The sequence below is a fragment of the Streptomyces sp. SA15 genome, from assembly GCF_002291145.1.
Taxonomy (GTDB): Bacteria; Actinomycetota; Actinomycetes; order Streptomycetales; family Streptomycetaceae; genus Streptomyces.
Map to the genome: position 1 here is coordinate 294,606 of NZ_NTGE01000099.1, position 25,595 is coordinate 320,200.

The 25,595-nt window shown below is 70.3% G+C and carries 24 protein-coding genes and 1 pseudogene; 10 read left to right on the plus strand and 15 right to left on the minus strand.

Features of this window, described 5'->3' with window-relative positions:
• Nucleotides 1–118 precede the first annotated feature (118 nt).
• The 3 genes from CLM62_RS21515 to CLM62_RS21525 all read left to right on the plus strand — a co-directional run bounded on the left by CLM62_RS21515 (nt 119) and on the right by CLM62_RS21525 (nt 1,711).
• Nucleotides 119–742, plus strand: coding sequence for a TetR family transcriptional regulator (locus CLM62_RS21515; RefSeq protein ID WP_095751512.1), 624 nt, complete (start codon nt 119–121; stop codon nt 740–742).
• A gap of 334 nt (nt 743–1,076) precedes the next feature.
• Nucleotides 1,077–1,292, plus strand: a complete 216-nt coding sequence (locus CLM62_RS21520; RefSeq protein ID WP_020113663.1) for a type II toxin-antitoxin system VapB family antitoxin — start codon at nt 1,077–1,079, stop codon at nt 1,290–1,292.
• The gene (locus CLM62_RS21525; RefSeq protein WP_095751513.1) at nt 1,289–1,711 is read left to right on the plus strand and encodes a PIN domain nuclease; all 423 of its coding nucleotides are present in this window, start codon (nt 1,289–1,291) and stop codon (nt 1,709–1,711) included. The genes CLM62_RS21520 and CLM62_RS21525 overlap by 4 nt, the downstream gene beginning before the upstream one ends.
• A 431-nt stretch (nt 1,712–2,142) precedes the next feature.
• Here CLM62_RS21525 and CLM62_RS21530 read toward each other — a convergent pair whose 3' ends face one another.
• The 3 genes from CLM62_RS21530 to CLM62_RS21540 form a co-directional block, all read right to left on the minus strand.
• Nucleotides 2,143–2,562 carry a PIN domain-containing protein gene (locus CLM62_RS21530; protein WP_095751514.1) on the minus strand — a complete coding sequence of 140 codons (420 nt, stop codon included), beginning with the start codon at nt 2,560–2,562 and terminating at the stop codon, nt 2,143–2,145.
• Nucleotides 2,559–2,780 (minus strand): type II toxin-antitoxin system VapB family antitoxin, encoded by a 222-nt coding sequence (locus CLM62_RS21535; protein ID WP_095751515.1) that lies wholly within the window; start codon nt 2,778–2,780, stop codon nt 2,559–2,561. Before CLM62_RS21535 ends, CLM62_RS21530 begins: the two co-directional genes overlap by 4 nt.
• Before the next feature lie 446 nt (nt 2,781–3,226).
• Nucleotides 3,227–3,790 carry a dihydrofolate reductase family protein gene (locus CLM62_RS21540; protein WP_095751516.1) on the minus strand — a complete coding sequence of 188 codons (564 nt, stop codon included), beginning with the start codon at nt 3,788–3,790 and terminating at the stop codon, nt 3,227–3,229.
• Between the two features lie 443 nt (nt 3,791–4,233).
• Here CLM62_RS21540 and CLM62_RS21545 point away from each other — a divergent pair, with 443 nt between their 5' ends.
• Entirely contained in the window at nt 4,234–5,754 is a 1,521-nt protein-coding gene (locus tag CLM62_RS21545) for an NCS1 family nucleobase:cation symporter-1 (protein WP_095751705.1), read from the plus strand.
• Between the two features lie 167 nt (nt 5,755–5,921).
• Here the strand turns inward: CLM62_RS21545 and CLM62_RS21550 are convergent, their stop codons facing one another.
• The gene (locus CLM62_RS21550) at nt 5,922–7,190 is read right to left on the minus strand and encodes an MFS transporter (RefSeq protein WP_095751517.1); all 1,269 of its coding nucleotides are present in this window, start codon (nt 7,188–7,190) and stop codon (nt 5,922–5,924) included.
• A 97-nt stretch (nt 7,191–7,287) separates the two neighbouring features.
• Between CLM62_RS21550 and CLM62_RS21555 the strand changes: the two genes are divergently transcribed.
• Nucleotides 7,288–7,668, plus strand: a complete 381-nt coding sequence (locus tag CLM62_RS21555; RefSeq protein ID WP_095751518.1) for a helix-turn-helix transcriptional regulator — start codon at nt 7,288–7,290, stop codon at nt 7,666–7,668.
• Here the strand turns inward: CLM62_RS21555 and CLM62_RS21560 are convergent.
• The 5 genes and pseudogenes from CLM62_RS21560 to CLM62_RS21580 all read right to left on the minus strand — a co-directional run bounded on the left by CLM62_RS21560 (nt 7,607) and on the right by CLM62_RS21580 (nt 14,077).
• On the minus strand, nt 7,607–8,815 hold the full coding sequence (locus CLM62_RS21560; RefSeq protein WP_095751519.1) for an XdhC family protein: 1,209 nt from the start codon (nt 8,813–8,815) through the stop codon (nt 7,607–7,609). The two genes, CLM62_RS21555 and CLM62_RS21560, sit on opposite strands and share 62 nt — an antisense overlap.
• A 413-nt stretch (nt 8,816–9,228) precedes the next feature.
• On the minus strand, nt 9,229–11,460 hold the full coding sequence (locus CLM62_RS21565) for a xanthine dehydrogenase family protein molybdopterin-binding subunit (protein WP_095751520.1): 2,232 nt from the start codon (nt 11,458–11,460) through the stop codon (nt 9,229–9,231).
• Nucleotides 11,457–12,437 (minus strand): xanthine dehydrogenase family protein subunit M, encoded by a 981-nt coding sequence (locus tag CLM62_RS21570; RefSeq protein WP_095751521.1) that lies wholly within the window; start codon nt 12,435–12,437, stop codon nt 11,457–11,459. Before CLM62_RS21570 ends, CLM62_RS21565 begins: the two co-directional genes overlap by 4 nt.
• 13 nt (nt 12,438–12,450) lie before the next feature.
• Nucleotides 12,451–13,089, minus strand: coding sequence for a (2Fe-2S)-binding protein (locus CLM62_RS21575; protein ID WP_095751522.1), 639 nt, complete (start codon nt 13,087–13,089; stop codon nt 12,451–12,453).
• Nucleotides 13,090–13,421: 332 nt separating this feature from the next.
• Nucleotides 13,422–14,077, minus strand: a pseudogene (locus tag CLM62_RS21580) (helix-turn-helix domain-containing protein).
• Nucleotides 14,078–14,252: 175 nt separating this feature from the next.
• Here CLM62_RS21580 and CLM62_RS21585 point away from each other — a divergent pair.
• From CLM62_RS21585 to CLM62_RS53120, 5 genes are all read left to right on the plus strand, one after another.
• Nucleotides 14,253–15,269 carry a zinc-dependent alcohol dehydrogenase family protein gene (locus CLM62_RS21585; RefSeq protein ID WP_095751523.1) on the plus strand — a complete coding sequence of 339 codons (1,017 nt, stop codon included), beginning with the start codon at nt 14,253–14,255 and terminating at the stop codon, nt 15,267–15,269.
• A 161-nt stretch (nt 15,270–15,430) separates the two neighbouring features.
• Entirely contained in the window at nt 15,431–15,937 is a 507-nt protein-coding gene (locus CLM62_RS21590; RefSeq protein ID WP_095751524.1) for a cyclophilin-like fold protein, read from the plus strand.
• 146 nt (nt 15,938–16,083) lie between these two features.
• Nucleotides 16,084–17,340 carry an MFS transporter gene (locus tag CLM62_RS21595; RefSeq protein ID WP_095751525.1) on the plus strand — a complete coding sequence of 419 codons (1,257 nt, stop codon included), beginning with the start codon at nt 16,084–16,086 and terminating at the stop codon, nt 17,338–17,340.
• Nucleotides 17,341–17,630: 290 nt separating this feature from the next.
• On the plus strand, nt 17,631–18,110 hold the full coding sequence (locus CLM62_RS21600) for a MarR family winged helix-turn-helix transcriptional regulator (protein ID WP_373559170.1): 480 nt from the start codon (nt 17,631–17,633) through the stop codon (nt 18,108–18,110).
• Between the two features lie 162 nt (nt 18,111–18,272).
• Nucleotides 18,273–20,729, plus strand: a complete 2,457-nt coding sequence (locus CLM62_RS53120) for an MFS transporter (protein ID WP_095751526.1) — start codon at nt 18,273–18,275, stop codon at nt 20,727–20,729.
• 196 nt (nt 20,730–20,925) lie between these two features.
• Here the strand turns inward: CLM62_RS53120 and CLM62_RS21610 are convergent, their stop codons facing one another.
• The 6 genes from CLM62_RS21610 to CLM62_RS51680 form a co-directional block, all read right to left on the minus strand.
• The gene (locus CLM62_RS21610; protein ID WP_095751527.1) at nt 20,926–21,534 is read right to left on the minus strand and encodes a GPP34 family phosphoprotein; all 609 of its coding nucleotides are present in this window, start codon (nt 21,532–21,534) and stop codon (nt 20,926–20,928) included.
• 482 nt (nt 21,535–22,016) lie between these two features.
• Nucleotides 22,017–22,715: a TetR/AcrR family transcriptional regulator gene (locus CLM62_RS21615; protein ID WP_095751528.1), complete on the minus strand. Its 699-nt coding sequence runs from the start codon at nt 22,713–22,715 to the stop codon at nt 22,017–22,019.
• Nucleotides 22,716–22,841: 126 nt separating this feature from the next.
• On the minus strand, nt 22,842–23,531 hold the full coding sequence (locus tag CLM62_RS21620) for a response regulator transcription factor (RefSeq protein ID WP_095751529.1): 690 nt from the start codon (nt 23,529–23,531) through the stop codon (nt 22,842–22,844).
• Complete coding sequence (locus CLM62_RS21625) at nt 23,528–25,009, minus strand: HAMP domain-containing sensor histidine kinase (protein WP_179382176.1); 1,482 nt, start codon at nt 25,007–25,009, stop codon at nt 23,528–23,530. Before CLM62_RS21625 ends, CLM62_RS21620 begins: the two co-directional genes overlap by 4 nt.
• Nucleotides 24,996–25,457: a hypothetical protein gene (locus CLM62_RS21630; protein WP_095751531.1), complete on the minus strand. Its 462-nt coding sequence runs from the start codon at nt 25,455–25,457 to the stop codon at nt 24,996–24,998. Before CLM62_RS21630 ends, CLM62_RS21625 begins: the two co-directional genes overlap by 14 nt.
• Nucleotides 25,454–25,579 (minus strand): hypothetical protein, encoded by a 126-nt coding sequence (locus CLM62_RS51680; RefSeq protein WP_257003974.1) that lies wholly within the window; start codon nt 25,577–25,579, stop codon nt 25,454–25,456. Before CLM62_RS51680 ends, CLM62_RS21630 begins: the two co-directional genes overlap by 4 nt.
• Between the last annotated feature and the right edge of the window lie 16 nt (nt 25,580–25,595).

The following is a 25,595-nucleotide window of genomic DNA, read 5'->3' on the forward strand; positions in this document are numbered from 1 at the left end:
TCCGCGGCCGCCCGCCCCGACAGGGACAATGCTTCAGTCGGTGGCGGGGACCGGATGGGAGACCGCTCTACAGTCTGATACTCAGTATCAAATTGAGTCCTTGCTGTACCCTTCTTGTATGTCTGAAACCGCCCGTACCGCCGACCAGCCCGCCCGCAAGCCGCCCGGCTTGCGTGAGCGCATGCGTGCGACGGTTCGGGCGGAAGTGGTCGAGGTGGCGCACCGGCTCTTCACCGAGCAGGGTTTCGACCGGACGACCGTCGACCAGATCGCCGCCGAGGTGGGCCTGTCACGCGCCAGTCTCTTCCGGTACTTCGGCACCAAGGAAGACATCGTCCTGGGACGCCTTGAGGAATCCGGCCGCCAGATCGCGGAGGCGCTCGCCGCCCGCCCCGACGACGAACAGCCGTGGGAGGCACTGCGCCGGGCGTTCGACGTCCTGACGCGGATGAACGAGGCAGCGCCCGAGCAGGCACTCAGCTATCTGCGCATGCTCCAGGAGACCCCGTCGCTGCGCGCCCGGCACTACGAGAAGCAACTGAGCTGGCAGGAGTTGCTGGTGCCGGAGGTTGCCCGACGGCTGGGGGTCAGCCCTGACCGGCCCGAGGACACCAGGCCGAGTGCGCTGGCCGCCGCCGCGCTCGCCTGCCTGGACGTGGCTGCCACGGGGTGGGTGGCCTGTGAGGGTACTGTCCCGCTGGCCGTGCTGCTCGACCGGGCGATGAGCGCGTTGAGGGAGTAGCCACGATCCTGCCGCACACATTTCTGTATGCAGGCCAGCGGGGTCATCCGCCTAAGGTTCACCACCAGGGAGAAGCGCGCCCGAGACCTGCTCAATCCATCAGGCCGAACACACCGATGGCTGTCTCGAGGTCCCTGGCGGCAAGGCGCCGTGCCTGTGCGCCAGGGAGCGGGCCAAGTCCCCCGCACGTTGGAGCACCCATCACGGTGAGGGCGACACGAGCAGCCCGGACGAACTGTCGATCCGCACAGGGCAGTCAGGATTCCCCCTACCCGCCCTCACACCCCATCGAGATATAATCGATGGCGTCAATGATATCCATGGAGGTGTATTCATGAGCCGAACCGTGATCGACCTCGATGATCAACTGGTAGCGGACGTGGCCAAGGCCCTCGGGACCAGCACCAAAAAGGAGACGGTGAACACCGCGCTGCGCGAGGTGCTGGAGAACCGGCGGCGGGCCCTGGCGCTCACCCGTCTGCGGGCGTCGGCGGAAGAGGGCGCCTTCGACCTCGACCTCTTCGAGGACAAGGGGAACTACCGCCGGTGAACGCCGCGCAATTCCTGATCGACACCAGTGCGCTCGCCCGCATGCTGCGCGGCGACGCCGAGCAGTACGGATGGGACCAGGCGGCAGCCGCCGGGCTCATCGCCACCTGCCCCATCACCGAGCTGGAGTTCTTCTACAGCGCGCGTTCCTCCGCCGACCGCGCACAAGGCATCGAAGACATGCGCCTGCTCTTCGGCTGGGTGCCGGTCGACGACCGCGCCTTCGACCGCGCCTGGCGGGTCCAGGAGGTCCTCACCCAGCGCGGACAGCACCGCAGCGCCGGGGCCGTCGATTTGGTGGTGGCCGCCACGGCCGAGTTGCAGGGACTGACCCTCCTGCACCGCGACCGGGACTTCGAGTGCATCGCCGCCGTCACCGGCCAGGCACTCCAGTGGTACGGACCAGAAGCCGGGAAGTGATCCGGGCCCAGCGTCGACTGTCCCGGTGAAGCACGACAGTCGATCCGGTAACAGGGTCGTACTTTGCCAGAGGGGGCTGTGCACTCGCGAAAGCTCCCCGAGCTGGGTATCCGAAACCAGCCGAGCCGTACGCCGTATGCGATCCCGAAGATCAGTCCGCCGACCGCGAGCACGAGCAGCAACAGCCACCAGCTGTGGAAGGCCCCGATGTACGCCACCACAGCCTCCACGGCGATCAACAACAGCAGCGCGCCTGCCAGGTCGGGTAGAGGCATGACTCGACGACGCACCAGATGCCACACCGCCCGGCGACCGCACCAGGAAGCCGTCCTACGAAACCCGGCCCCCACTCCGTAAGTGCGGCGATCTGATGCAGCGCATCGGCCCAGCGCCGATCCGAGGCTCTCCGGCGAAGAAGGCCGCCGGTGATGTCAAGCACCTCGGACGACGTCGTTGATGTTGTGCTCTGTCAGGTCCGATGCGTGCCGGGCGATGGTGCCGTAATCGGCATCGTCGTGGAGGACAGCCAGGCCGTGGTGGGCGGCAGTAGCGGCGATGACGAGGTCCACTGCCGAGGCACTGCGATGCTCCCCGGCCTGGGCCATCCGGTGTTGCACCGCGCTGATCCAACGCCCTGCGTTCTTCGGCACCGCTGCGTCGGGATAGAGGTCGGAAAACATCTCCGCGATCTCGTCGTACTCGCGACGGTTTCGGGCGCTGTACAGGAACTCGGCGCGCTGCGCGTAGCAGGATGCGATGGCCCCGGCATCGATCGCGTCGTACCAGGCCGATTGCAGTTTCGCATCGCGGAGCAGCCGGGCCAGGCCGGACGTGTCGAGCAGGTAGATCACCGGCTGTTCTTCTCCACCCGGTGCAGACGCTCGGCGTCCTCGACGGCACCCCACTCACGCGCGCGCTCGAAGTGACGGCTGATGCGCGCCGCACGCTCCTGCTGCTCGGCGTAGAAGTTCAAAGCGAGATTGACCGCCTCCTTCTTGGTCCGGACGTTGGCCAGAACCATGGCGCGTTCCAGGGCGTCGTCGTCGATGTCGATCTGGGTAACAGACATACCGCACCTCCTCACGCAATGTTGGTGATGTACATAGAAGGATACGTCACCAACATTCGCAGGTCCACGTGTCGGCTCCCGGTGTGTGCAGTCGCGGCGGAACGCGGCGGATCAGCCCGAGAGACGATGTGGTCCGGCCGGTGCAGGCGTTGCGCGCTGTACGGCCCAGCTGCTGGTAGGACCCGTGCGCACAGCGTGCTTCGCGCCGGTTCAGGGTGGATTCACGGGCGAGTGGGGTGGGTGTCAAGTGGGCGTGCGGGGCCGCGGGTTGGCTACCGCATGACCGGTTGTGCGTCGGGAGCGTTCCGCGGGTCTGGCAACGAGCGTCACCGCGCCGGTCTCGGGCACGGCTGCTCATAGGTGTGTCGCGGGTTGCTCCTCGCGCTGCCTGCCGGCGCCGCTCTCCCGCCGGCGGCTTGTCGGGGCGGGAGGGTCCTCCATACGGTCTAGCGCGCCAGGCGATAGCGCAGGTAGACGACTCTCGAGCTGAAGGTGCGGGTCTCGACGAGTTCGAGATCCACCCGGCGCTCGCGCCGGGGAAAGTACGGAATGCCACCGCCAACCAGCACCGGGTAGACCATGGCCCGGTACTCGTCGATCAGGCCCAACGCGGCCGCCTCGGCGGCGAGAGTCGCGCCGCCGATCGCGATCTCGCCCTCCCCCGGCTCGGCCCGCAACCGCTCGATCTCCTCCGCCAGGCCGCCGGAGGCCAGGCGGGCATTGCCCTGCACCGCCGACAGCGTGGTGGAGAACACCACCTTCGGCAGCGGCTTCCAGAGCGCGGCCCACTCGAGTTCTGAGTCGTCGAGCGATGGATCCTGGTCGGCGGTCTCCCAGTACAGCATCGTCTCGTACAGCCGTCGTCCCAACAGGTGGACGCCGACCTGTCGAATCTCGTCGATCCAGAAGCGAAAGACCTCCTCGCCGGGCGCCGTCCAGTCGAAGTCGCCGTCCGGCCCGACGATGTAGCCGTCAAGTGAGACGCTCATCGAATAGGTCACGCTGCGCATCAGCAGTCCTCCTCGGTAACGGGTTCGACAGTACGACCGCCGGACGCCGCAGGACTCATCGCGGCTCGCGGAATCCCCTGGGCCAAGGCGATTCCTTCTGGGCCCGGCCGTGTCGACAAAAGGGACTTGGCATCGCCGCCATTGCATGCGATCGATGTCGTCACCAGCAGTGAGCGGCACGAGCACGCGACGCATCACGCTCGGGCCCTTGTCACCGGCCGACAGTTCCGTGGGAGCCCGTCTCGCCTGTGATCAGGCCCCTCGTCCAACCGCTCCGCAGGCACGGATCAACCGGCGACTCGATCCGGAAATGGAAGAGACTTTCCGTTGACGGGTCTGCTACACGCCCGACATGCCGGTGCAACATCCGGGCCGTTAGCTGCCGCATCAACCGTCCGGCACGACGCCGGTAGGGGATGGGGCACAGCAAGAAGGAGCAGGACATGACGGCCACGGACAGCACGGACGCGGACAGAACCGCCACCCCGCCCGGGTACTCCCCCCGTCTCTACAACGCGGACCTCGCCCCCGCCACCGAGCGCAAATGGGGCGCCTTCAGCATCTTCAACGTCTGGACCTCGGACGTGCACAGTCTGTACGGCTACTTCCTGGCCGCCAGCCTGTTCCTCGTCGCGGGCAACACCTTCAAGTTCCTCATCGGCATCGGTGTGGGCTCGCTGATCATCTACTGGCTGATGACCCTCATCGGCAAAGCGGGCGTCAAGACCGGTGTCCCCTACCCGGTCCTCGCCCGCGCCTCGTTCGGCACCTTCGGCGCCAACGTCCCGGCTCTCGTACGGGCCGTGGTCGCCACCTTCTGGTACGGCGCCCAGACCAGCGCCGCCGCCGGCGCCATCGTGGCCTTCCTCGTCCGCTACGACGGACCCAAGCATCTGCACGAGACCAGCCGGCTCTTCGACCACAGCGGCCTTGAAGTGCTGTGCTACCTCGGTGTGTGGGCCGCCCAGCTGCTCATCATCAGCAAGGGGATGGAAACGGTCCGCCGTTTCCAGGACTTCGCCGGCCCGGCGGTCTGGCTGATGATGCTGATCCTCGCGATCGCGCTGTCCGTGAAGGCCGGGACGCTGTCCTTCTCCGTCGACATGCCGAGCGGCGACCTTGCCGCACTCGCCAAGAGCGCCACCGGACTCGACGTCAGCCCGGGCTCACTCGCCGCGATCGCGGCGATAGCCGCCACCTGGGTGACCTACTTCGCCGCCCTGTTCCTCAACTTCGGTGACTTCGCGCGCTTCACCCCGGACGAGAAGGCCCTGAAGAAGGGCAACATCTGGGGCCTGCCCGTCAACCTGATCCTCTTCTCCCTCGTCGCCGCGATCACCACGGCCGCCGCCAGCAAGGTGTACGGCGAAGTCATCCTCGAACCGGCCGAGATCTCCGCCAAGTTCGACAGCGCGTTCCTCGTCCTGCTCGCCGCCCTGACCTTCGCCGTGGCGACCCTCGGCATCAACGTCGTCGCCAACTTCGTCAGTCCCGCCTTCGACTTCGCCAACGTGGCCCCGAAGTACGTGACCTTCCGCAGGGGCGGCCTCATCGCCGCCGTCATCGCGCTCCTGCTCTACCCGCTCCACCCCTGGGACAACGCCCCCAGCTTCGTCAACGCCATCGGCTCGACGATGGGCCCCATCTTCGGTGTGATCGTCGTCGACTACTACCTCATCCGGAAGACACAGCTGAACGTGCCCGCTCTGTACGACGAAGGCGGGGAGTTCCGCTTCCAGGGCGGCTGGAACGTACGGGCGTTCGCCGCCGGCGCGGTGGGCGCCGTCTTCTCCAGCATCCTCCCCGTCTACGGACCGTCCGGATACGGGGCGAATCTGGGCCCGTACTCCTGGTTCATCGGCGTCGCCGTGGCCGGGGTGCTCTACTTCGCGTTCAGCGGGGGCAGGAGCCCCCTCGCAGCGAGGACGGCGGCAACGGAAGCGCCGGAGGCGACAGAGGCATAGGAGGAGTCAGCTTCTTCCAGCAACCCGAGTAGGGCGCCCGACCTGGGCTGACGCCGGTCAGGCGCCCTTTTCGCCGGCCGCACGCCCGTGCGTGGCAGCACTCCGCGGCCGGAACCGTGGAGCGCCGCCCCGCGGGCGTACGCCGGGACGGCATGGGCGCCGGACGGTCACGCGGGCTCGGGCACCCGGCGGTGACCGGCGAGGACCACGAGTCCGCCGATGACGGCCAGGCCCATCAGGACGGTACCGAAGATGGTCGCCCCGCTGGGCAGCCCCACGGCGTCCATGAGGTAGCCCGTGGACACCGGAAGGAGGCCTGCCGGGATGTAACCGCCCACGTTGAGCGCGGCGTTGGCCTCGGCGAGCCGCTGCGGCGGGACGGTGGAGTTGAGCAGGGAGAGACCGCCGAGCTGCCCCATGCCCTGGCCGGCCCCTGCCAGCAGGGCGGAGGCGGTGAGCAGGGGGACCGACGAGGCGTGCACGGCGGTGATCAGCGCGGCCATGCTCAGGGTGGTGCTGATCGCTCCCGCGGTGAGGATGGTTCGCCGGCGCAGCTTCTGCACGGCGAACTGGACACCGGTCGCGGCGAGGAACATGGCGAACGCCATGGCTCCGGAGACGATCCGGCTGGTGGTGCCGAGCAGTTCCGTCAGCAGCGTGGGGCCGAGCGACAGCACGAAGGACGTGGCCGTGATGCCGGGTGCGAACACCGAGATGCCCAGGGCGAGATGGAGGCCGTTGCCGTGCGGTACACCGGGCACGCGCATCCAGGCGCCCTTCGCGGGCGCGGCGGGACGGCGTACGGGCATGCGCAGGACGGCGAGGACCGCCGTGGCCAGCAGAACCGCTTCGACGACGAAGACGGTCACGGTGGGCGCCGGAAGCGTCTCGGAGAGCAGGCCGGCGAGCAGCGGCCCCAGGCCGGCGCCGAAGACCATCGCGCACGAGGCCAGCAGCGCGGCCAGCCGCTTGCGCTCAGGGCCCGCCACGTCCGTCACGGCGGCCATGCCCGCGGAGACGACGGCGCCGACCGCGATCCCGGTGAACAGCCGGGCGATGATCAGTGCTGCCACCGTCGTGGCCGTCGCGAAGATCACGCAGGCGGCCAGGCCGAGACCGAGGGCGGGCAGCAGCACGGGCTTGCGTCCCAGCCGGTCGGAGACGACGCCCGAGACGAGCAGCGAGCCGAGGAGCCCGACGATGTAGAGCGCGAAGACGACGGTCAGAGTGCCCTTGGAGAACCCGATGTCGCGCTGCCACAGTACGTAGAGCGGGGTCGCCGCGTTGGACAGGACGAAGACGGCGGTGACCGGCCACGCCGCGAGCCACACCCACCAGGTGGGCGTGCGGGCCGCGGGCCGCTCCGTCCGCCCAGGGACCGTGGGCTGTTGCTGTTCGTCCACCGCCTCGGCGGACGCTGTCCGACTCTCCGGCATGGTTGCTCCCTCCGGCAAGCTCAGTACGAGTCCATTCGAACTTAGCATGCAGTACGATTGAACTCGTACATAGGATTCGGGTGATGGGGAGCTGCCTATGTCTTCGACGGCTCAAGAGGTGCCGGTCATCAAGGTGTTGCCGGAACCGGAGGGGCTGCCGCAACCGCTGCCCGAGCCGGCAGTCGAGGACTTGCGCCTGGAGACGGTGCTGGGGGCGCTGAGCGACCCGCTGAGGCTGCGGATCGTGCGCAAACTCCTCCTGGAGTCCGAGGCGTTCGACCACTCCTGCGGCTGGTTCGGCCTCGACCGCCCCAAGTCCTCCCTCACCCACCACTTCAAGGCCCTGCGCGAGGCCGGCATCACTCGCCAGCGCCAGTACGGCCTGGAGCGCCGCAGCCACGTCCGCGTGGTCGACCTCAACGCCCGCTTCCCGGGCCTGCTGGACCTGGTGGCCGCATGGACACCGGACGCGCCGTGAGCTGACGTTGAAGCGAGAGCGGGACTTTCGGTTCGAGCGCCCGGTCCCGGTGGATCGGGCCGGACAGAAGGGACAAGGGCAGACCGGTCCCCTGGTTGGTGTGAGCGACGATCTCCGCGGTGATGGAGATCGCTGTCTCCTCGGGGGTGCGGGCGCCGAGGTCGAGACCGATCGGGGAGCGCAGCCGGGTCAGCTGCTCCTCCGTCACGCCTGCCTCGCTCAGGAGGCGTAGGCGTTCGTCGTGGGTACGTCGGGATCCCATCGCGCCGACGTAGCCGACGGGCAGGTCGAGGGCCAGGCGCAGCAGGGGGATGTCGAACTTGGCGTCGTGGGTGAGGACGCAGACGGCGGTGCGGGCGTCCACCTCGGTGCGTTCCAGGTAGCGGTGGGGCCAGTCGACCACGACCTCGTCCGCGTGCGGGAAGCGTGCCGCGGTGGCGAAGACGGGGCGGGCGTCGCAGACGGTGACCCGGTAGCCGAGGAAGCGGCCGGCCTGGCTGAGCGCGGCGGCGAAGTCGACGGCGCCGAAGATGAGCATGCGGGGGCGGGACGCGTGGACGTGGACCAGTACAGAGAGCCGTTCCGGGCAGGTGTCGGCATCCCCGCCGACCTCTGCCCGGGCCGTGTGTCCGGCCCGCAGCAGCGCCCACGCCCTTGCGCCGACCTCCCGGCGCAGTGCTCCGGTCAGCGGGCCGTGATGGATGCCTCCCGCCGCGTCGACGTACAGCGTCCCGCCGAGCAGCTCTTCCGGGCCCTTGACGACCTGGGCCACGGCGGCGGGCCGGCCCTCCGCGACCTCGTTGAGGGCGGCGGCGAGGTGCGGCCGAGTCGCGGGATCGACGCGCTGGACGAGGACGTGGAGTTCGCCGCCGCAGGTCAGGCCGACGGCGAAGGCGTCGTCGTCGGAGTAGCCGAACCAGGCGCGCTGCGGAGCGCCCCGGTCGTGAAGCACCTGCTGGCACAGTTCGTACACCGCGCCCTCGACACAGCCGCCGGACATGCTGCCGACCGCGTTGCCGTCCTCGTTCACGGCGACCGACGTACCGACGGGCAGCGGCGCGCTGCCGCGCACGTCGACGACGGTGGCCAGGGCGAAGGGGCGGGCTTCGCGGCACCAACGGTGCAGTGTGTCCGCGATGTTCAGCATGGACGGGTCCTTCGTGCAAAGGGTGGGGGCAGGCCGCCGCCGCGCCGCCGGAGAGCGTCGCTCTACGCGGCGGCGGCCCTAGGGGGTGTTTTGAAAGTCCCGCACAGCACCCACGGCGCCCGGCACGCACCCTCGCCGCACCGGCCAAAGACCCAAGTAGCTCCTCCCCCACTCTCGGCTTCGCTCGAGCGGGGGGACCCCCATCGAGGGCCTTCGTCCGGCACGCCGAGGGCACGCACCGAACACCGCGGGCACCGCACAGGACTTTCAAAGCACCCCCTAGAAGGCTGGAAGGCCCGGCAGCGGGACGGGGGAACCTCCCCCACTGCCTCAAAAGGCGTGGGGCCCCCAGCCGGACGGGATGGGCCGTGCACGCCGGTCGGTCAGCCGTTCGCCGACCGGAGCGCGGGACGTCAGATCAACGCCTCTGCCGTGATGGGCAGTTCGCGGACGCGGCGGCCGGTGGCGTTGAAGACCGCGTTGGCGATGGCGGGCGCCACGCCGCAGATCACGAGCTCGGCAAGCCCCTTCACGCCGAGCGGGTCGGCGTCGTAGTCCTCTCCGTCGAGATAGATCGCCCTGAGGTCGGGAACGTCGGCGTTGACCGGGACCAGGTAGTCGGCGAGGTTGGCGTTGACGATCCGGCCGTCGCGGTGGTCGGTGACCGTGTGCTCCAGCAGGGCCTGGCCGATGCCGCCCACCATGCCGCCGATCGCCTGGCTGTCCGCCAGCTTGGGGCTGATGATCCGGCCCGCGTCGTACACGGAGAGCATCCGCCGCACCCGCACCATCCCGAGTGTCGCGTCGACGGCGACCTCGGTGAAGGTCGCGCTGTAGCCGCTGATGGAGAACCGCTCGCCCCTCGGCGGGGTGAAGGAGGTCTCCGCTTCGAGGCGGGCGCGGTCGTTGCGGGTCAGCAGCCGCTGGTACGACTCGCCGCGCGCCGGATTGCCCTGCACGTGCAGTCGGCCGCCCCGGACCACGACGTCGTCGGCCGGCACCCCGTACAGCGGCGAGTCCTCGTCCTCGACGGCCAGTCGGATCGCCTGCTGCCGGAGCTGGTTGCAGACGTCGAGGGTGGCGGAGCCGATGCTCGCCATGGTCATCGAGCCGCCGTGCGGCGGGGTCCGCGGATAGCGGGAGTCGCCGAGCCGGAAGTCGACCGCCCGCATGGCCAGCCCCAGCGCGTCGGCGGCGACCTGGGTCTGGGCGGTGTAGGTGCCCGGGCCCATGTCGCTGGTGGCGCACTCGATCACCGCCGTGCCGTCGGCGTTCAGGCGGCCCCGGGAGTCGGCCGGGGCGACTGCGGTGTGGTAGACGCCCGAGGCCATGCCCATGCCGATCAGCCAGTCGCCGTCACGCGTCGAGCGCGGCTTCGGGTCACGCCGGTCCCAGCCGAACTCGCGGGCGCCGACCGTGTAGCACTCGAGCAGCCGACGTGTGGAGAACGGCGCGTTGTTCGACGGGTCCTGGGCCGGCTCGTTGCGGCGGCGCAGCTCGATCGGGTCGATGCCGAGCTCGTGGGCGAGTTCGTCCATGGCCGACTCGACGGCGTAGACCCCCGTGGCGGCGCCGGGACCGCGCATCCAGATCGGACTGTTCACATCCAGCGGCACCGTCCGATAGGCCTGGCGGACGCCGGGCGTGCTGTAGAGCATCTGCCCGGGCGACATGACGGCCTCGGTGAACGTCTCGTACGACGAGGTCTCCCCGTCGATCCCCTGGTCCGTGGCGACCAGGCGGCCGCGCCGGTCGCTGCCGAGGCGCATCCGGTACTCGTAGGCGGGCCGGAAGCCGGTGCCGAAGTACATCTGCCTGCGGGTCAGGACCAGCTTGACGGGACGGCCCGTCTCCCGCGCGGCCAGCGCGGCGACCACGGTGTGCGGCCAGCAGCGCAGCCCGCTGCCGAAGCCGCCCCCGACGAAGGGGTTGATGACCCGCACGGAGTCCCGCGGCACATCGAACACCGTGGAGAGCTCCAGCTGTGTGCCGGGCACCCACTGCGTCTTGTCCCACACGGTGAGCCGGTTGCGGTCCCAGCGGGCGATCGTGGCGTGCGGCTCCATCGGATTGTGGTGGTTGCGTGCCAGGCGATACGTCATGTCCAGCCGCACGTCCGCGTCGCGCAGTCCGGCTTCGACGTCGCCGCGCGCGTAGTTGGTGGGCTCGCCCGGCTCGCCCTCGGCGAGGTCGGTCGTGGGCTGCTCGGCGTCGTAGCCGACCTTCACCAGGCTCGCGCCGTGCTGCGCGGCCTCCAGCGTGGTGGCCACCACGACGGCGACCGGCTGGCCGTGGAAGAGGACCCGGTCGTCCTGGAAGACCCGCAACTTGCGGCCGGGCAGGTTGTTCGACCCGGAGGAGTTGTCGCGGTACGGCAGCGTCGGCGCGTTGCCGTGATGGATCACCCGCAGCACGCCCCGGTGGGCTTCGGCGTCACTGGTGTCGATGGACGTGATACGGCCGCGTCCGATGCTCGCGTCGACGATGACCGCGTGCACCATCCCGTCGACGGTGGGGGTATCCCCGCGCGAGGTTGTTCGAGCGTGGGGGAACTCGGCGGCGTACCGCGCCTCGCCCGTGACCTTCAGCCGGCCGTCCACCCTGGACAGCGGCGCGCCCACGGCTGCCTGTGGCTGGGGGCTCACTTCGTACCTCCTACGATGCGCAGCTGACGTTCGACGGTCCGCCTCAGCAGCGCGACCTTGAAGCGGTTGTGCGTGAGGGGACGTGTCCCCTCCGCCGCCTTCTCCGCGGCCGCTGTCCACAAGGCGTCCGAGGGGCGCCGGCCGATGAGGGCCCGTTCGACGGCGGGCAGCTTCCAGGGGACGGTGCCCACTCCCCCGGCGGCGACCTTCGCCTCCCGGATCACCCCGCCCCGGATGTGCAGGGCGACCGCCGCGGAGGTCAGGGCGAACTCGTAGGACTGCCGGTCGCGTACCTTCAGATAGCCCGACTTCAGCGGACGCGGATACGCCGGGACCTCGACAGCCGTGATCAACTCGCCTTGTCTGACGGCCTGTTCCCGCTGAGGGGTGCTCCCCGGCCGTAGCAGGAAGTCGGCGAAGGGGACTTCGCGCTCCCCGTCCGGGCCCAGCAGGTGCACGGTCGCCTCCAGCGCCGCGAAGGCCACGGCGACGTCGGAGGGGTGCGTGGCGATGCAGTGGTCGGAGGTGCCGAGGATCGCGTGCGAGCGGTTGACACCGTGCAGCGCCGCGCAACCGGAGCCCGGCTCGCGCTTGTTGCAGTCGGCGGTCACGTCACGGAAGTACGTGCACCGGGTGCGCTGCATGATGTTGCCGCCGATGGTCGCCATGTTCCGCAGCTGGGCCGAGGCGCTCAGCTCCAGCGCCTCGGAGACGACCGGGTAGGCGGCGCGCACCGCGGGGTGGGCGGCGGCCTCGGCCATCCGCACCAGGGCGCCGATGCGCAGACCGCCCTCCTTGGTCACAAGGACTTCACGCAGCGGCAGGCCGGAGATGTCGACCAGCGCCTCGGGGCGCTCGACGGTCTCCCGCATCAGGTCGACCAGCGTCGTGCCGCCGGCGATGTAACGCCCGCCGCGGCGACCGGCGTCGAGGGCCTCGCGGGTGTCGGAGACGCGGGTGTAGGAGAAGGGATGCATGGTGGGCCGCTCCTTACTTCCGGCCCGCAGTCTGCTCGACCGCGCGCACGATCTTGACGTAGCAGCCGCAGCGGCAGATGTTGCCGCTCATCCACTCCCGGATCTCCTCCGGCGAACCGGTGTGGCCCTCCTGGATGCAGCCGACGCCGGAGACGATCTGGCCGGGGGTGCAGTAGCCGCACTGGAACGCGTCCTCGTCGATGAACGCCTGCTGCAACGGGTGCAGTTGGTCACCCTCGGCCAGACCCTCGATGGTGGTGACCTCGGCGCCCTCGAGCCGGACGGCCAGCGTCAGGCAGGAGTTGACCCGCTGCCCGTCGACCAGCACGGTGCACGCCCCGCAGGCGCCGGCGTTGCAGCCCTTCTTCGAGCCGGTCAGGTCGAAGTGCTCGCGCAACAGGTCCAGCAGCGAGGTGCGGTTGTCGACCGTCACGGTGCGGCGGGTGCCGTTGACCGTAAGGGAGACGCGGCTGGAAGGGGACGGCCCCGCGGCGGTGGCTTCTTCCGAGCCCGCTAGGAAAGTCCCTCCGGCCACGACGGCACCGCCGACGGCGGCACTGGTGGCGATGAAGGCGCGCCGACTGGGCGCCGAGGAGGACTCGTCGGATCCGGTGGGGGGTGGAACAGCGGATTCAGGGAGGTCAATGGACATGGATATGCCTTCGCATCACGGACGGATCGGCCGTACAGAGCGGCACGGCAGGAGGCGGGACGTCGCCGCAGATCTGGTTCGCCCCGTCGCGACGCCCGGCACACGGGGCACTAGGCGACCGCGCCCTTGCCGCGGCCGTCCATGGGGGGAGTCTGGCATCACGAGTAATGCCTGTAACTGGGAGATTTTTGTCCCCCCTTGGTTTTCCCACCCGCGAGTAAGCGCTGACAAGCAGCTCATTGAGGACGTGGCCTCCCACAGCGTCCATCGCTGTACGCCGCGGTACGCCGCGGTACGCCGCGGTACGCCGCGCTCAACCGTTTCTGACGGCGTCAGGTGAGCGGCCGGGACGCGGGCAGGTTCTGGTCGGCGGCCCAGGAGGCGAGGATGCTCAGCCGCTCGTGGGTGGGGGAACCGGGCTCGGCGGTCCAGACGGTCAGGTGCTGATCGGGGTCTGTGTTGGCGGTGAGGGTGTCCCAGTCCAGGACGAGTTCGCCGACGACCGGATGGTTGAGGGTCTTCGTGCCCACGGTGCGGGCCGCGACCCGGTGATCGCCCCACCACCGGGCGAACTGCTTGTCCCGCGTGGACAGTTCACCGACCAGCTCGATCAGCCGGGGGTCCTCCGGTCGTCCAGGACCCGCTGCAACTGGGGCTGGACCTTCTGCCGGCCGCGGCGCCGGGTACGAGTGGTGGTCTTGCCCGCGAGCTGGAAGAGGTAGCCGCGCTCGTCGTCGTCCAGATGGAGCACCCGGGCCAGGACGTCCAACACAGGCGCGGACGCCTGCATACGGCCCTGCTCGAGGCGCATGTAGTAGTCGGTGCTGATGCTGGCGAGCTGGGCGACCTCCTCACGGCGCAGCCCGGCCACCCGGCGGGGCCCGGCTTCGGGCAGCCCGACCGTGCGCGGGCTCAGCTCCGAGCGGCGCTTCTTGAGGAATTCTCCCAGCTCATTGAGGGGGACATTGCCGGTCATGCTTCCCAGCATGGCACCGAACGCACCCGGGAAAGGGGGGAGAATTTCCTCCCAGGATGATTCCCTCCCTGGATGGATTTCTCCGCTTTTCGCGCGTGCCGCCACATGTGAGGCTCGACCGTGACCGGCCGTACGCAAACGACGGTCGCGGCACACGAGAGCCTCGCTAGTGAAGGAAGACCCACCCATGCGCGGAGCAGTCATACACGCCCCCGGCGATGTGCGCTTCGAGAACCTGGACGACCCGAAGATCATCCAGCCCACCGACGCCGTCATCCGCACGGTCGCCACCTGCGTGTGCGGCTCGGACCTGTGGCCCTACCGCGGCCTGGAACCCATCGGCGATCCGCACCCGATGGGGCACGAGTACGTCGGCATCGTCGAGGAGGTCGGCAGCGAGGTCACCAACGTCCAGCCGGGCCAGTTCGTGGTCGGCTCGTTCGCCACCTCGGACAACACCTGCGCCAACTGCCGTAACAGCTGGCAGTCCAACTGCCTGCACCGCGAGTTCATGAGCACCTGCCAGGCCGACTACGTGCGCATCCCCAACGCACATGGCACCCTCGTCGCCACCGAGGAGCACCCGTCCGGCGAGGTGGTGCCCGGCCTGCTCGCCGTCTCCGACGTGATGGGCACCGGCTGGTACGCCGCCCTCGCCGCCGAGGTCAAGCCCGGATCGACGGCCGTGGTCGTCGGAGACGGAGCGGTCGGCCTGTGCGGCGTCATCGCCGCGCGCGAGCTCGGCGCCGAGCGGATCATCGCCATGAGCCGCCACGCCTCCCGCCAGAGGCTCGCCCTCGAATTCGGCGCCACCGACATCATCAGCGAACGCGGCGACGAAGGCATCGCCCGCGTCAAGGACCTCACCAACGGCATCGGCGCCGACAGCGTGCTGGAGTGCGTCGGCACCGGCGAGGCCATGCGGCAGGCCCTGCACTCCGCCCGCCCCGGCGGCAACGTCGGCTTCGTCGGCGTCCCCCACGACGTGCAGGTCGACGGCGTGGAACTGTTCTTCTCCCACGTCGGCCTGCGCGGCGGTCCCGCCCCCGTCCGCCGCTACCTGCCCGACCTCATCGACCGCGTCCTGACCGGCCGGATCACCCCGGGCAAGGTCTTCGACCTCACCCTGCCCCTGGAGCAGGTCGCCGAGGGCTACAAGGCGATGGACGAACGCCGCGCCATCAAGACCCTCCTCAAGCCCTGACCCCGGCCCGACCCCGAGCACAGCAGCCCCGAGGTCCCGGCCCAGCGCCTGTACGACATCCACCACCAGCGGGACAGCGGCCTGTACGACCGCACAAGCGCCGAGTACGACGGCTTCCGCCACTACGCCTCGCCCCTGCCCGACTGACCCCAGGACATCCCATGACCCCGACCGCCCTCGTCCGCGCGCTCCCGGCCGCAGCCCTGCTGCTGGCGGTGACCGCCTGCACCCAGGACGACGCCTCGCAGCCCTCCCGCGCCACTCAGCAGGAGACGCCGACAGGCTCCGCGTCCGCCACGCCCTCCGGCAGGACCCCCGCCGTGAACATCCGGCTGACCATCAACGGCCACCACATCGCCGCCACCCTGAACGACAGCGCGACCGCCCGCGACTTCGCCGCCCAGCTCCCCCTCACCCTGTCCCTGAGGGACTTCAACCAGACGGAGAAGGCCGCCGACCTGCCGCGCGAGCTGTCCACCTCCGGCGCCCCGGAAGGGGCGGACCCGCAAGTCGGTGACCTGGCCTACTACGAGCCCTGGGGCACCCTGGCCACCTACTACGGCGACGCCCCGTACCACTCCGGCGTGATCCCCATCGGCCACATGGCCGACGAAGGCCCCGAGCAACTCGCCACCGCCGACGAGATCACCATCGAAGCCGTCTCCTGACTCGGCCGGCCACCGGAACGGGCAGAGGCCCCCCATTTCACGTCCATTGCGGTGCTTGGAACCGTGAACGACGGGGCCGCTGTCCGCTCCGGGAACCTTGGCAGCCACCCCGACCCCCGCATACCGCTCAAGGAGAGACCACACGCATGCCTTCCGCATCCGGGACCAACCCCGGCAAGCTGCCCTTCGTCGTCTGGGTGCTCGCCGCCGGCACGTTCCTGATGGGGACCACCGAGTTCCTCATCGCCGGCCTGCTGCCCGAGATGGCCGGCGACCTCGGAGTCGGCGTCTCCCATGCCGGCCTGCTGATCACCGCCTTCGCCATCGGCATGATCGTCGGTGGGCCGACCATGGCCATGGCGACCCTGCGCCTGCCCCAGCGCCGGACGCTGATCCTGGCTCTGGCCGTCTTCAGCCTCGGGCACGTCGTCGCGGCGGCCAGTACCTCCTTCGCGATCGTGCTCATCACCCGCTTCGTCACCGCCCTGGCCACCGGAGCCTTCTGGGCCGTCGGATTCGTCGTCGCCACCGCCGCCGCAGGCCCCCGCACATCCACTCGCGCCATCGGCGTCATGATGGGCGGCCTGACCCTGGCCAACGTCATCGGCGTGCCGATCGGCTCCTTCGCCGGACAGTACGTCGGCTGGCGCGGCCCCTTTTGGACACTGGCCGCCCTGGCCGGCCTCGCCGCCGCGTTCATCGGCCGTTTCATCCCTCCGATCGAGCAGCGTGCACAGGTGTCCATGCGGGCCGAGGTCGGTGCTCTGCGGCAGGGCCGACTGTGGCTGGCGCTCGCCGCCGCGATGCTGATCATGGGCGGTGTCCTGGCGGCCTACACCTACATCACCCCGCTGCTGACCGACCGCGCCGGCATTCCGGCAGGCGCCGTACCGCTGGTCCTGATCGTCTTCGGCATCGGTGCTCTGGGCGGCACGGCCATCGGCGGCCGCCTGGGCGACCGCCGCCCGATGACCACCACCCTCATCGCCGCCGCGGCCACCGCCCTGAGCCTGCTTCTGCTGATCCCGCTGTCGGCCAACCCTGTCACGGCCACGCTTGTCGTCTTCCTCATGGCCCTGACGGGATTCACCGTCAACCCGGTCGTCACCTCGCTCGCCGTCCGCTTCGCCGGCCACGCCCCCACCCTCACCTCAGCGCTGACCACCTCCGCCTACAACACCGGCATCGCCGCCGGGTCGGCCATCGCAGGCAGGGCGATGGACTCCTCCCTCGGCCTGACCGGACCGCCTCTGGTCGGCGCCGTCTCCGCGGTCCTCACCCTCCTTCCGCTGCTCGCCCTCGCCGCCAGCCGCGCACCCCACACAGCGCGGATCCTCGCCCAGCGCACCACCTCGCCCCACCCGCGAGACGACGAACCCGCACAGGCACCGTCGCAGCGCTGACACTCCAGCAGGGGCCTGGCGACCGCCCGCCCCTTCGCCCCCAGGGCGATCGTGCCGCTGGGCATGGGCCTGGCCGCCGCCGGGATGGTCTGGCTGACCGCAACCGCCTACTGGTGGTCGGCCGCCTTCTTCGCCGTCGGTCTGGTCGTCAGCGTGCTCCTCCACCGGCGTGGTGTCCTTCGGCAGGCGGCGACAGAGACAAACCGCAGGTCACTGACCTGGGGATCTTTCTGGAGCCCCAACGAATGGGTATGTTGACATAGGTTTCTCGTCACAGGTAGCTTGGCGGCGTGTCCGGGATCAGCGAGGCTCGCCAGAGCCAGAGCATCGACCACGTGGCCGCGGGCCTCGTGGCGTGCCTGCCCGCGCTGAACCGGTACGTCGAACGGGGCGTCGCGGGCCAACTGCCCTACCCCAAGCCCCCCGAGCGACAGCTGGCGCTCCTTCGGTACGTCGCCGAACACGACGGCGCCACCGTCCACAAGGCGGCCTGCGCACTGCTGATGAAGCCGAACAACGTCAGCGCCCTGGTCACCCGCCTCACCGAAGCGGGCCTCCTCGAGCGGCACCAGGACGACACCGACAAGCGTGTCGCGCACCTGCGTGTCACCGCCAAGGCCCGTCAGCGCATCGGCGAGGCCGAGGACGTCGCGGCGCGGCAGCTCGCGTCCGCGCTCCGTACCCTCACCGAAGGCGACCTCGGCGCCCTCGGCTCTGCGCTCGGCGCCCTCGAGGCTCTCACCCGGCGGCTGCGCGACCGCGCCGTCTGACCGGTCGCGACTCGCCGTACGCTCACCGCCCTTGCCGCTGCCGCGGCGAGGGCCGCGTGCGCTGCCCCCGCTACTCCCCCACTCCCCACACACACGTCACTCCCCCACACACACGTCCACGCGCTCCCAACTGCGCGCCGTACGTCCCGAGGACACCTCTCCATGCCTGTCACCGCTGTCTCCACAGCGCCCACCCCCGTATCCACCGCCCCCCGACCTCGCGGTCTTCGCGCCAACCCGTGGCTGACGCTGGTCGCCGTCGCGTTCGGCCTGTTCATGGTCGGCCTCGACGGCTCCGTCGTCTCGATCGCCAACGCCGAGATCGCCCGCGACCTGAACGCCACCACCGCCGAACTGCAGTGGGTCACCAACTCCTACCTGCTCGCCCTCGCCGCCGCCCTCATCCTCGGCGGCAAGCTGGGCGACCGCCTCGGGCGCCGTACGGTCTACCTCGTCGGCGTCGTCGGATTCACCGGCGCGTCCGTCGCGATCGGCCTCGTCGGCTCGATCGAGGGCGTCATCGCCTTCCGCGCCGTACAGGGTCTCTTCGGTGCGATGCTCATGCCCAACACCCTCGCGCTGTTGCGCGCCGTGTTCCCGCCGAAGAAGTTCGGCATGGCGGTCGGCATCTGGGCGATGATCTCGTCCGTCTCCACCGCGCTCGGCCCGATCGTCGGCGGACTGCTCGTCGAGCATGTCAACTGGGAGTCCGTCTTCTACATCAACGCCCCCATCGGCGTCATCGCCCTCGTCTTCGGCCTCGTGGTGCTGCCGCAGTCCAGGAACGAGGCGGCCGCGAGCGAGAAGTTCGACGTGCCCGGCGTCGTACTGCTGGCGGGCGGACTGCTCGCCGTCGTCTTCGGCGTCGTCAAGGGCGAGACATGGGGCTGGACTTCGGCCGGCACGCTCGGCGCGATCGCCGGGGGCCTGGTCGTCCTGGTCCTCTTCGGCTGGTACGAGACCCGCGTCGCGCACCCTCTCCTGCCCATGCGCCTGTTCCGCAACCCGGCCCTGACCATCGGTACGGTCGTCACCGCGCTGAACTTCTTCATCCTGCTCGGCGTGATCTTCTTCGTGATGCTGTACCTGCAGAACGTACGCGGCTTCACGCCCGTCGAGGCCGGTGTGCGCACCCTGCCCCTCAGCCTCGTCTCCATGGTGGCCTCGCCGCTCGGCGCGAAGCTCACCGAGAAGTTCGGCCCCCGCCTGACCATGCCGCTGGGGATGGTGCTGCAGGCCGGCGCCGCGTTCGCGATGCTCTCGTGGAGCGCCGACTCCTCGTACGCCACCATGTGGCCGCCGTTCGCCGCGCTCGGCCTCGGCGTCGGCATGGTGATGTCCGCGTCCTCCGACGCGATCGTCGGCAACGCACCCGTCCAGGACGGCGGCGTCGCGGGCGGCCTGCAGGCCACCTCACTGCAGATCGGCGGCGCGCTCGGCACCTCGGTGCTCGTCTCGATCATCAGCAGCCGCGTCGGCTCCACACTCACCGACTCGCTGACCGACGCGGGTGTGCCCGGCCCGGTCGCCGCTCGTCTCGAGGAGGCGAAGGACGCGGTCGCGATGGGCGTCGCCCCGGTCACCGACGCGATGCCCGCACAGCTCAGGGCGGCCGTGACGGAGGGCAGTCAGACCGCCTTCATGAACGGCGTCCACACGGCCGTCCTCGTCACCGGCATCCTCGCCCTCGTCGGCGCCGCCCTCGCGGCGCTCGGTCTGCGCCGCCGCGGCGACGACGAGAAGGTGCCGGACCCGGTCGTCTCCTCGGCCACGCGGACCGTCGACACCCCGGTCCAGCCGCTCTCCGCGGCCGTCCCGGCGGCGACCGCGAGCGTCTCGGCCGAGGTCCCGTCCTTCGGCGGCATACCGGTCGGCGGCCACGTCCGCGGCGCCGAGTCCGCGCCCGTGCCGCGGGCCACCGTCACCCTGATCTCGCTGGGCGGGCGGCAGTTGGGCCGTGCGGTGGCCGGGCCGGACGGCTCGTACCAGGTGGACGCGCCTGGCGTCGCCAGTTATGTGCTCATCGCCTCCGCCGACGGCTACCAGCCGCAGGCGTCCACGGTCGTGGTCGGCGGCGAGCCGGTCTCGTACGACATCCTGCTCTCCGGCACCAGCGGCCTGCTCGGCACGGTCAGGTCGGCCGACACCAAGGAGCCGGTCGTCGGCGCCCTGGTGGTCGCGGCCGACGTGCGCGGCGAGGTGGTCGCCACCGGACTCACCGGCGCGGACGGCGTCTTCTCCTTCGCCGAGCTGGTGCCCGGCCAGGTGACCCTCGCGGTGACCGCGGCCGGGTACCGGCCCATCGCGCTGCCCGTAGAGGTCGCCGCGCAGGGCGTCACCAGGAGCGAGGTCGAGCTGTCCTCCGGCTCGCAGGTGCAGGGCGTGGTCACGGCTGCGGGCCGGCCGCTGAACGACGCGCGGGTCACGCTCGTCGACGCGGCCGGCAACGTGGTGGCCACCGCGACCACCGGCGAGGACGGCGGCTACGCCTTCACCGACCTGGACGGCGGCGAGTACACGGTCATGGCGACCGGATACCCGCCGCGGGCCACCCACCTGACCGTGCACGGCTCCGGCGTGAACGGCCACGACATCGAGCTCTCCCACCCGGGCGAGTGACAGAAACCGGGCTGGGCGCGCCTGGAGCGCAGGTGCGCCCGGCCCGGTCGGGAAGATCCCGGACCGGCGGTCGGTAACGGCAGGGGGGCAGGGGACACCCGCACGCCGTCGTCACGGTGACCGACATGACCGCGCCCAGATGCTGCGGGCCGAGACCGACGACGACCGTCGCCCTCACCTTCCCCCTGTGCGGTCCTTACTCACCCCGCCAGATGTTGTCGAAGGCCGCCTCGTCGAGGGCTCGCCGCTGCCGTTCGGCCTCCAGACCCCTTACCGCGTCATGGACGGCGGCGAGCACGGTCGCCACGGCATCGTCGGCCACGCCTGGTGACTCTCCGGTCGGCTTGTCGCCGATCCCGACGGCCGCCGCGAGGGCGGCGATGACGGGCTCGTCCGACGCATAGCGGTTCGCCGCGTGGCGGCGTGCGGGCGAATCCACCAGCACCAGGTGAGTGGGCTGGAAGATCATCCAGCGGCGGTGGCGTTGCCGACTGAGCTGCCCTTCCGCTTCAAGGGCGGCCAGGTAGGCCGCGGACAGGTCGCGGCCCCTGCGCCACAGCCAGTCGTCGACCGAGTCGTACGGCGCTTGTCGCGCGAGCGAGGACGCAGCCTCGTCCAACATCCGATCAGCCACGGTGAGCCGGCCACTCGGCACGATGTGATCATCGGCCAGTGTGATGGCTTGCGCATCCAGGAGGTCGATCAGCTCGGCTCCCGCGAGCGCGAGTGACAGATCACCTCGTTCCAGGGCGCGACCGGCGGCCAGGTCCATGGTGATGATCAAAAGGTCCCGTGGCGTGGTCATGAATGGCTCCACCTCACCTCAAGGAACTGGAGGCGAGCGACGCGGTGCGCCGGGTGTACCTCGGCCCGCCGGAGATACTCCCATACGAGCCTACGGAGCCAGGACGACAGCCGCACCCCGTCCACGCCCGGCGTTGGTCGTGCGGCGAACCGTGTCGGCGACCGCGTGGGCGACCGCGTCACGGACCTCGGATCAGATTCCGTAGCGTCCTTCGTACTTGTCGAGGATCGCGAGAGCCTGCCCCTTCATGCGGTTCTCCGCACGAGATCTCGCGATCTCAGCAATCTGGGACGGGGTAGCACGCTCAGCACCGGACACCTCCGACGACCTGGAGTTCCTCGTGCTTGATCCCTCTGCCGCACACGTGTCGACCCACCCTTTGATCCAGCGGCTGAAAGCCCTGGACCTGCCCGCTGAAGACTTTGCCGTCCATGGCAGCGGCCCCATGCTGGTCGAGCGCGTCGTAGCGGATGCCCCATCCGTCAGCCGCTCTTCCCCGGCTCCGGTGCGGTGCTCCCCGCCGGGCTGCCGCGGAGCATGGCCCGGTAGAGGGCGTCGTGCTCGGGCGAGGCGGGCAGGGGGCCCCGGGCCGGGGCCTCGAAGGACTGGACGAACAGGGCGACGACGCGTCGCCAGGCGTCGGGCGCGGCCTCGCCGCAGGCGTTGATGACGCCGGCGTTGGCCATGTGGATCAGCACCAGGTCCGAGGGGTCGAAGTCCTCGCGCAGACGGCCCGTCGCCTTGGCGCGGTCGATGAGCCGCACCATGGCCTCGTACGCCTCGTTGCGGCGCTGCTCCAGGGCCTTGGCGGTGGGGAAGGTCGTGGTCAGGACGTCGGCGAAGCCGTAGTCGGCGGCCTGCATCGCGCAGGCGGTCTCGATGTAGCCGATGAAACCGTGCCAGGGGTCGGGGTCGTCGAGGGCGACGGCGACCGCGTCGGCGTAGGCGTCCATGCGGTCGGAGAAGACGGCGGCGACCAGGTTCTCCTTCGCGGGGAAGTGGCGGAGGATGGTGGCGATCCCCACTCCCGCCTCGCGAGCCACGGAGGCCATGGAGGCGTTCAGGCCGTCACGCCCGAACACCGTGCGCCCGGCGGCGATGATCTTCCCCCGGTTGCGCTCGGCGTCACTGCGCAGCGGCGGGGCGGCGGGCTCGTCGGGGTGCTGGGCGCCAGGGGTCATGCCGGCCAGTCTAGCGATCGGATTGACCTATCCATTTTGGCGGTACTGGGCAGCGACCCGGTCCCCTGCCACGGAGCCCACGCAGGAGCCCCGTTAGCAGGTCGCTGGTGCGAACAAACCTCGCAGTCAGGCGAGTTCGTCACCTTCCAGCCGATAACCCTGCCCCCGCACCGTGGTGATCCTGGACGCCCCCAGCTTGCGGCGGAGGTAACGGACGTACACGTCGACGACGTTGGAGCCCTCCGACGCCTCGTACCCCCAGACGTCGGAGAGCAGGTCCTCCCGGCTGAGCACGCTGCCGGCGTTGCGCATGAGGTGTTCCAGCAGGGTGGCCTCCCGGGCGCTGAGCCGGGTGATCCGGCCGTCGACATAGGCCTGGCGGGTGCGGGTCTCCAGGGCGATTCCGGCGCGCCGCAGGACGGAGCTGTCGCTCTCGCGCAGGCGCAGGCGCAGGCGGACGCGGGCCAGGAGCTCTTCGAAGCTGAAGGGTTTGGTCATGTAGTCGTCGGCGCCGCCCTCCAGGCCGTACACCGTGTCGGCGACGGTGTCCCGGGCCGTGAGGATGATGACCGGGAGGGCACTGGACGCCGCGCGGAGGCGGGTGACGACGGTGAAGCCGTCCTCGCCGGGCAGTCCGACGTCCAGGATCATGAGGTCGTATCTGCCGGACATGGCCGCGCGCCGGGCCGTCTCCCCGTCGGTGACGACGGTGGTACGGAAGCCGTGGGCGGTGAAGCGTTCCGACAGGTTGGCGGCTATGTGGGCCTCGTCCTCGGCGATGAGGAGGTGGCGGCGGGACTGTCTGCTCTCGGTCATGGTTTCCGGGGGCCGCCGTTCAGGGCGTGCGTGATGCGGGGGATGCGCAGGGTGAAGGTCGCGCCCCGGCCCGGGCTGCTGTCCACCTGGATCTCGCCGTGGTGCGCCTCGGCGATGGCCTTGACGATGGCGAGTCCGAGCCCTGCCCCGGTTCTGCCGCGGTGTTCCTCCGCCCTCGTGAACCTCTCGAAGATGCGTTGCTGGTCGGCGAGCCGGATGCCGGGGCCGGTGTCCTCGACCCACAGTTCGACCATGTCGGCTCCGGCCCGGCCGCCGATCCGGATACGGCCGTGTTCCTCGGTGTGCTGAGCGGCGTTCTGGGCGAGTTGGATCATGGCCTGGGTGAGGAGCTGACGGTCGGCGTGGAGGGTGTCGCGGTGCGGGTTCTCCACGAAGTCGAGAAGCCAGCGGCGTTCGGCCAGCGCGGCGGCCTTCACGTACACCTCCTCGATCAGTTCGGAGAGGCTGAGGTCCTCGGGGCGCAGGGCGTCCGGGCGGCGGGCCTTGGCCAGCATGAGGAGTTCCTCCGCCATGCGGTGCATACGGTGCAGTTCGTCGGTGATGACCGCGACCGTCCGGTCGCGGGCCGCGGGGTCGTCGGGGATGGTCTCCAACTGGCTGAGCGCGATGGTGATGGGGGTGCGCAGTTCGTGGCCCACGTCGTTCATGAACTGCCGCTTGGTAGTGAAGGCGTCGTCCAGGCGGTCGAGCATGTCGTTGAAGGTTCCCGCCAGTTGGCCGATCTCGTCCCTGTCCTGGACGGGGATGCGGCGGGTGATGTCCGACTCGTGGATCGAGCGGGCGGTGTCCCGCAGGACCCGCAGCGGCGCGACGATACGGCTGGCGAAGATCCAGCCGACGCACGCGGAGAGCAGCAGGGCGCCGAGACCGAGATAGATCTGGGTGCGGATCGAGCCGTTGATGTGGTCGCGTTCCTGCTGGGTGAAGTTGGCGATGACGAGCACGCCCCGCGCGGAGTCGCCCGCCACCGTGACCGGCACGGCCACGAACCGCACGGAGCCCGCCGGGCTCTTCGCGTCCCCGTAGGAGGGTGAGCGGACCGCGGCGGCCCTGCCCATCAGCGCGCGGTCGGTGTCCAGGCGGGTCGGCGGCTGCTCGGCGGAGCGGCGGTACGGATCTCCGTCGACCAGGGTGATCAGGGTCTGGCCGTGTTCCGGTATGTAACCCTCCAGGTAGGCGACGAAGAGTGCGCGGACCCCGCCCGGGGGCGGCCCCGAACCGCCCGCGGTATCGGTCGCGAAGGAGCGGAACGCCTCGAGGTCGTGGGCGAGTTCGCGGTCGACGCGTTCGTTCAGGCGGGCCGTGAGGAGGAACGATTCCGCGCCGGTGAGGCTCGCCAGAGTCAGCCCGACGAGCAGCAGCATCCGTCCGAGCAGGCGCGCGCGGATCGAGCGCAGGGGGTGGCGCCGGGGCATGGCGACGGCCTGCTGTGCGGGTGGGGGCTCAGTCGTCACCACCGGCGCCATCGTCGTCTCCGTCGTCGGATGCGGGTGTGCTCGGCGTTCCGGAGGTGGTCGGCGCCGTGGGGGTGGGTGCCGGATCGTCGTCGGACACCACTCCGGCGGGGACGGGGGACTGCGGTGACACGGGCTTCGCCGTGGGCGTCCGGTCGTCGGTGTCTTCGTCGTCCGGCGGAGCGGGGGCGGGGTCGAGGTCGGCCGCGTCCTCGTCCGCGTCCGAGGGCCGTGCCGTCGCGTCGGGGGACGGTGACCGGGCCGGGGTGTGCTCCGCCGCTCCCCCGCCCGGCGGCACGGCGCTGTGCGCGGGGGCCGGTCCAGTGGTCCGGCCTACGACGACGGGGTCGCCGAGATCGGGAGGCGGCGCCTGGTGAGCACCGGCGACGGGTATTCCGACGAGCAGAACGGCGCCCACGGCTATGGCGGCGAGACGCTGGCTGCGGGTCACGCGGGTACGACCTCCTCGATGCTCTCGGCGTTCTCGATGTTCTCGGCGCTCTCGGCGCTCTCGGCGTTCTCGGCGTTGTTCTCGATGCTCTCGACGTTCGTGGTTCTACGGAGAGGTATCAACAGCTCCCGGCAGCGG

Bases quoted from the DNA above. Each gene is read 5' to 3' on its own strand.
- CLM62_RS21545 (WP_095751705.1), top strand. From the start codon at position 4,234: ATGACGGCCACGGACAGCACGGACGCGGACAGAACCGCCACCCCGCCC.
- CLM62_RS21555 (WP_095751518.1), top strand. From the start codon at position 7,288: ATGTCTTCGACGGCTCAAGAGGTGCCGGTCATCAAGGTGTTGCCGGAA.
- CLM62_RS21515 (WP_095751512.1), top strand. From the start codon at position 119: ATGTCTGAAACCGCCCGTACCGCCGACCAGCCCGCCCGCAAGCCGCCC.
- CLM62_RS21540 (WP_095751516.1), bottom strand. From the start codon at position 3,790: ATGCGCAGCGTGACCTATTCGATGAGCGTCTCACTTGACGGCTACATC.
- CLM62_RS21620 (WP_095751529.1), bottom strand. From the start codon at position 23,531: ATGACCGAGAGCAGACAGTCCCGCCGCCACCTCCTCATCGCCGAGGAC.
- CLM62_RS21610 (WP_095751527.1), bottom strand. From the start codon at position 21,534: ATGACCACGCCACGGGACCTTTTGATCATCACCATGGACCTGGCCGCC.
- CLM62_RS21575 (WP_095751522.1), bottom strand. From the start codon at position 13,089: ATGTCCATTGACCTCCCTGAATCCGCTGTTCCACCCCCCACCGGATCC.
- CLM62_RS21590 (WP_095751524.1), top strand. From the start codon at position 15,431: ATGACCCCGACCGCCCTCGTCCGCGCGCTCCCGGCCGCAGCCCTGCTG.
- CLM62_RS21585 (WP_095751523.1), top strand. From the start codon at position 14,253: ATGCGCGGAGCAGTCATACACGCCCCCGGCGATGTGCGCTTCGAGAAC.
- CLM62_RS21560 (WP_095751519.1), bottom strand. From the start codon at position 8,815: ATGCTGAACATCGCGGACACACTGCACCGTTGGTGCCGCGAAGCCCGC.
- CLM62_RS21550 (WP_095751517.1), bottom strand. From the start codon at position 7,190: ATGCCGGAGAGTCGGACAGCGTCCGCCGAGGCGGTGGACGAACAGCAA.
- CLM62_RS21535 (WP_095751515.1), bottom strand. From the start codon at position 2,780: ATGTCTGTTACCCAGATCGACATCGACGACGACGCCCTGGAACGCGCC.
- CLM62_RS21615 (WP_095751528.1), bottom strand. From the start codon at position 22,715: ATGACCCCTGGCGCCCAGCACCCCGACGAGCCCGCCGCCCCGCCGCTG.
- CLM62_RS53120 (WP_095751526.1), top strand. From the start codon at position 18,273: ATGCCTGTCACCGCTGTCTCCACAGCGCCCACCCCCGTATCCACCGCC.
- CLM62_RS21520 (WP_020113663.1), top strand. From the start codon at position 1,077: ATGAGCCGAACCGTGATCGACCTCGATGATCAACTGGTAGCGGACGTG.
- CLM62_RS21570 (WP_095751521.1), bottom strand. From the start codon at position 12,437: ATGCATCCCTTCTCCTACACCCGCGTCTCCGACACCCGCGAGGCCCTC.
- CLM62_RS21595 (WP_095751525.1), top strand. From the start codon at position 16,084: ATGCCTTCCGCATCCGGGACCAACCCCGGCAAGCTGCCCTTCGTCGTC.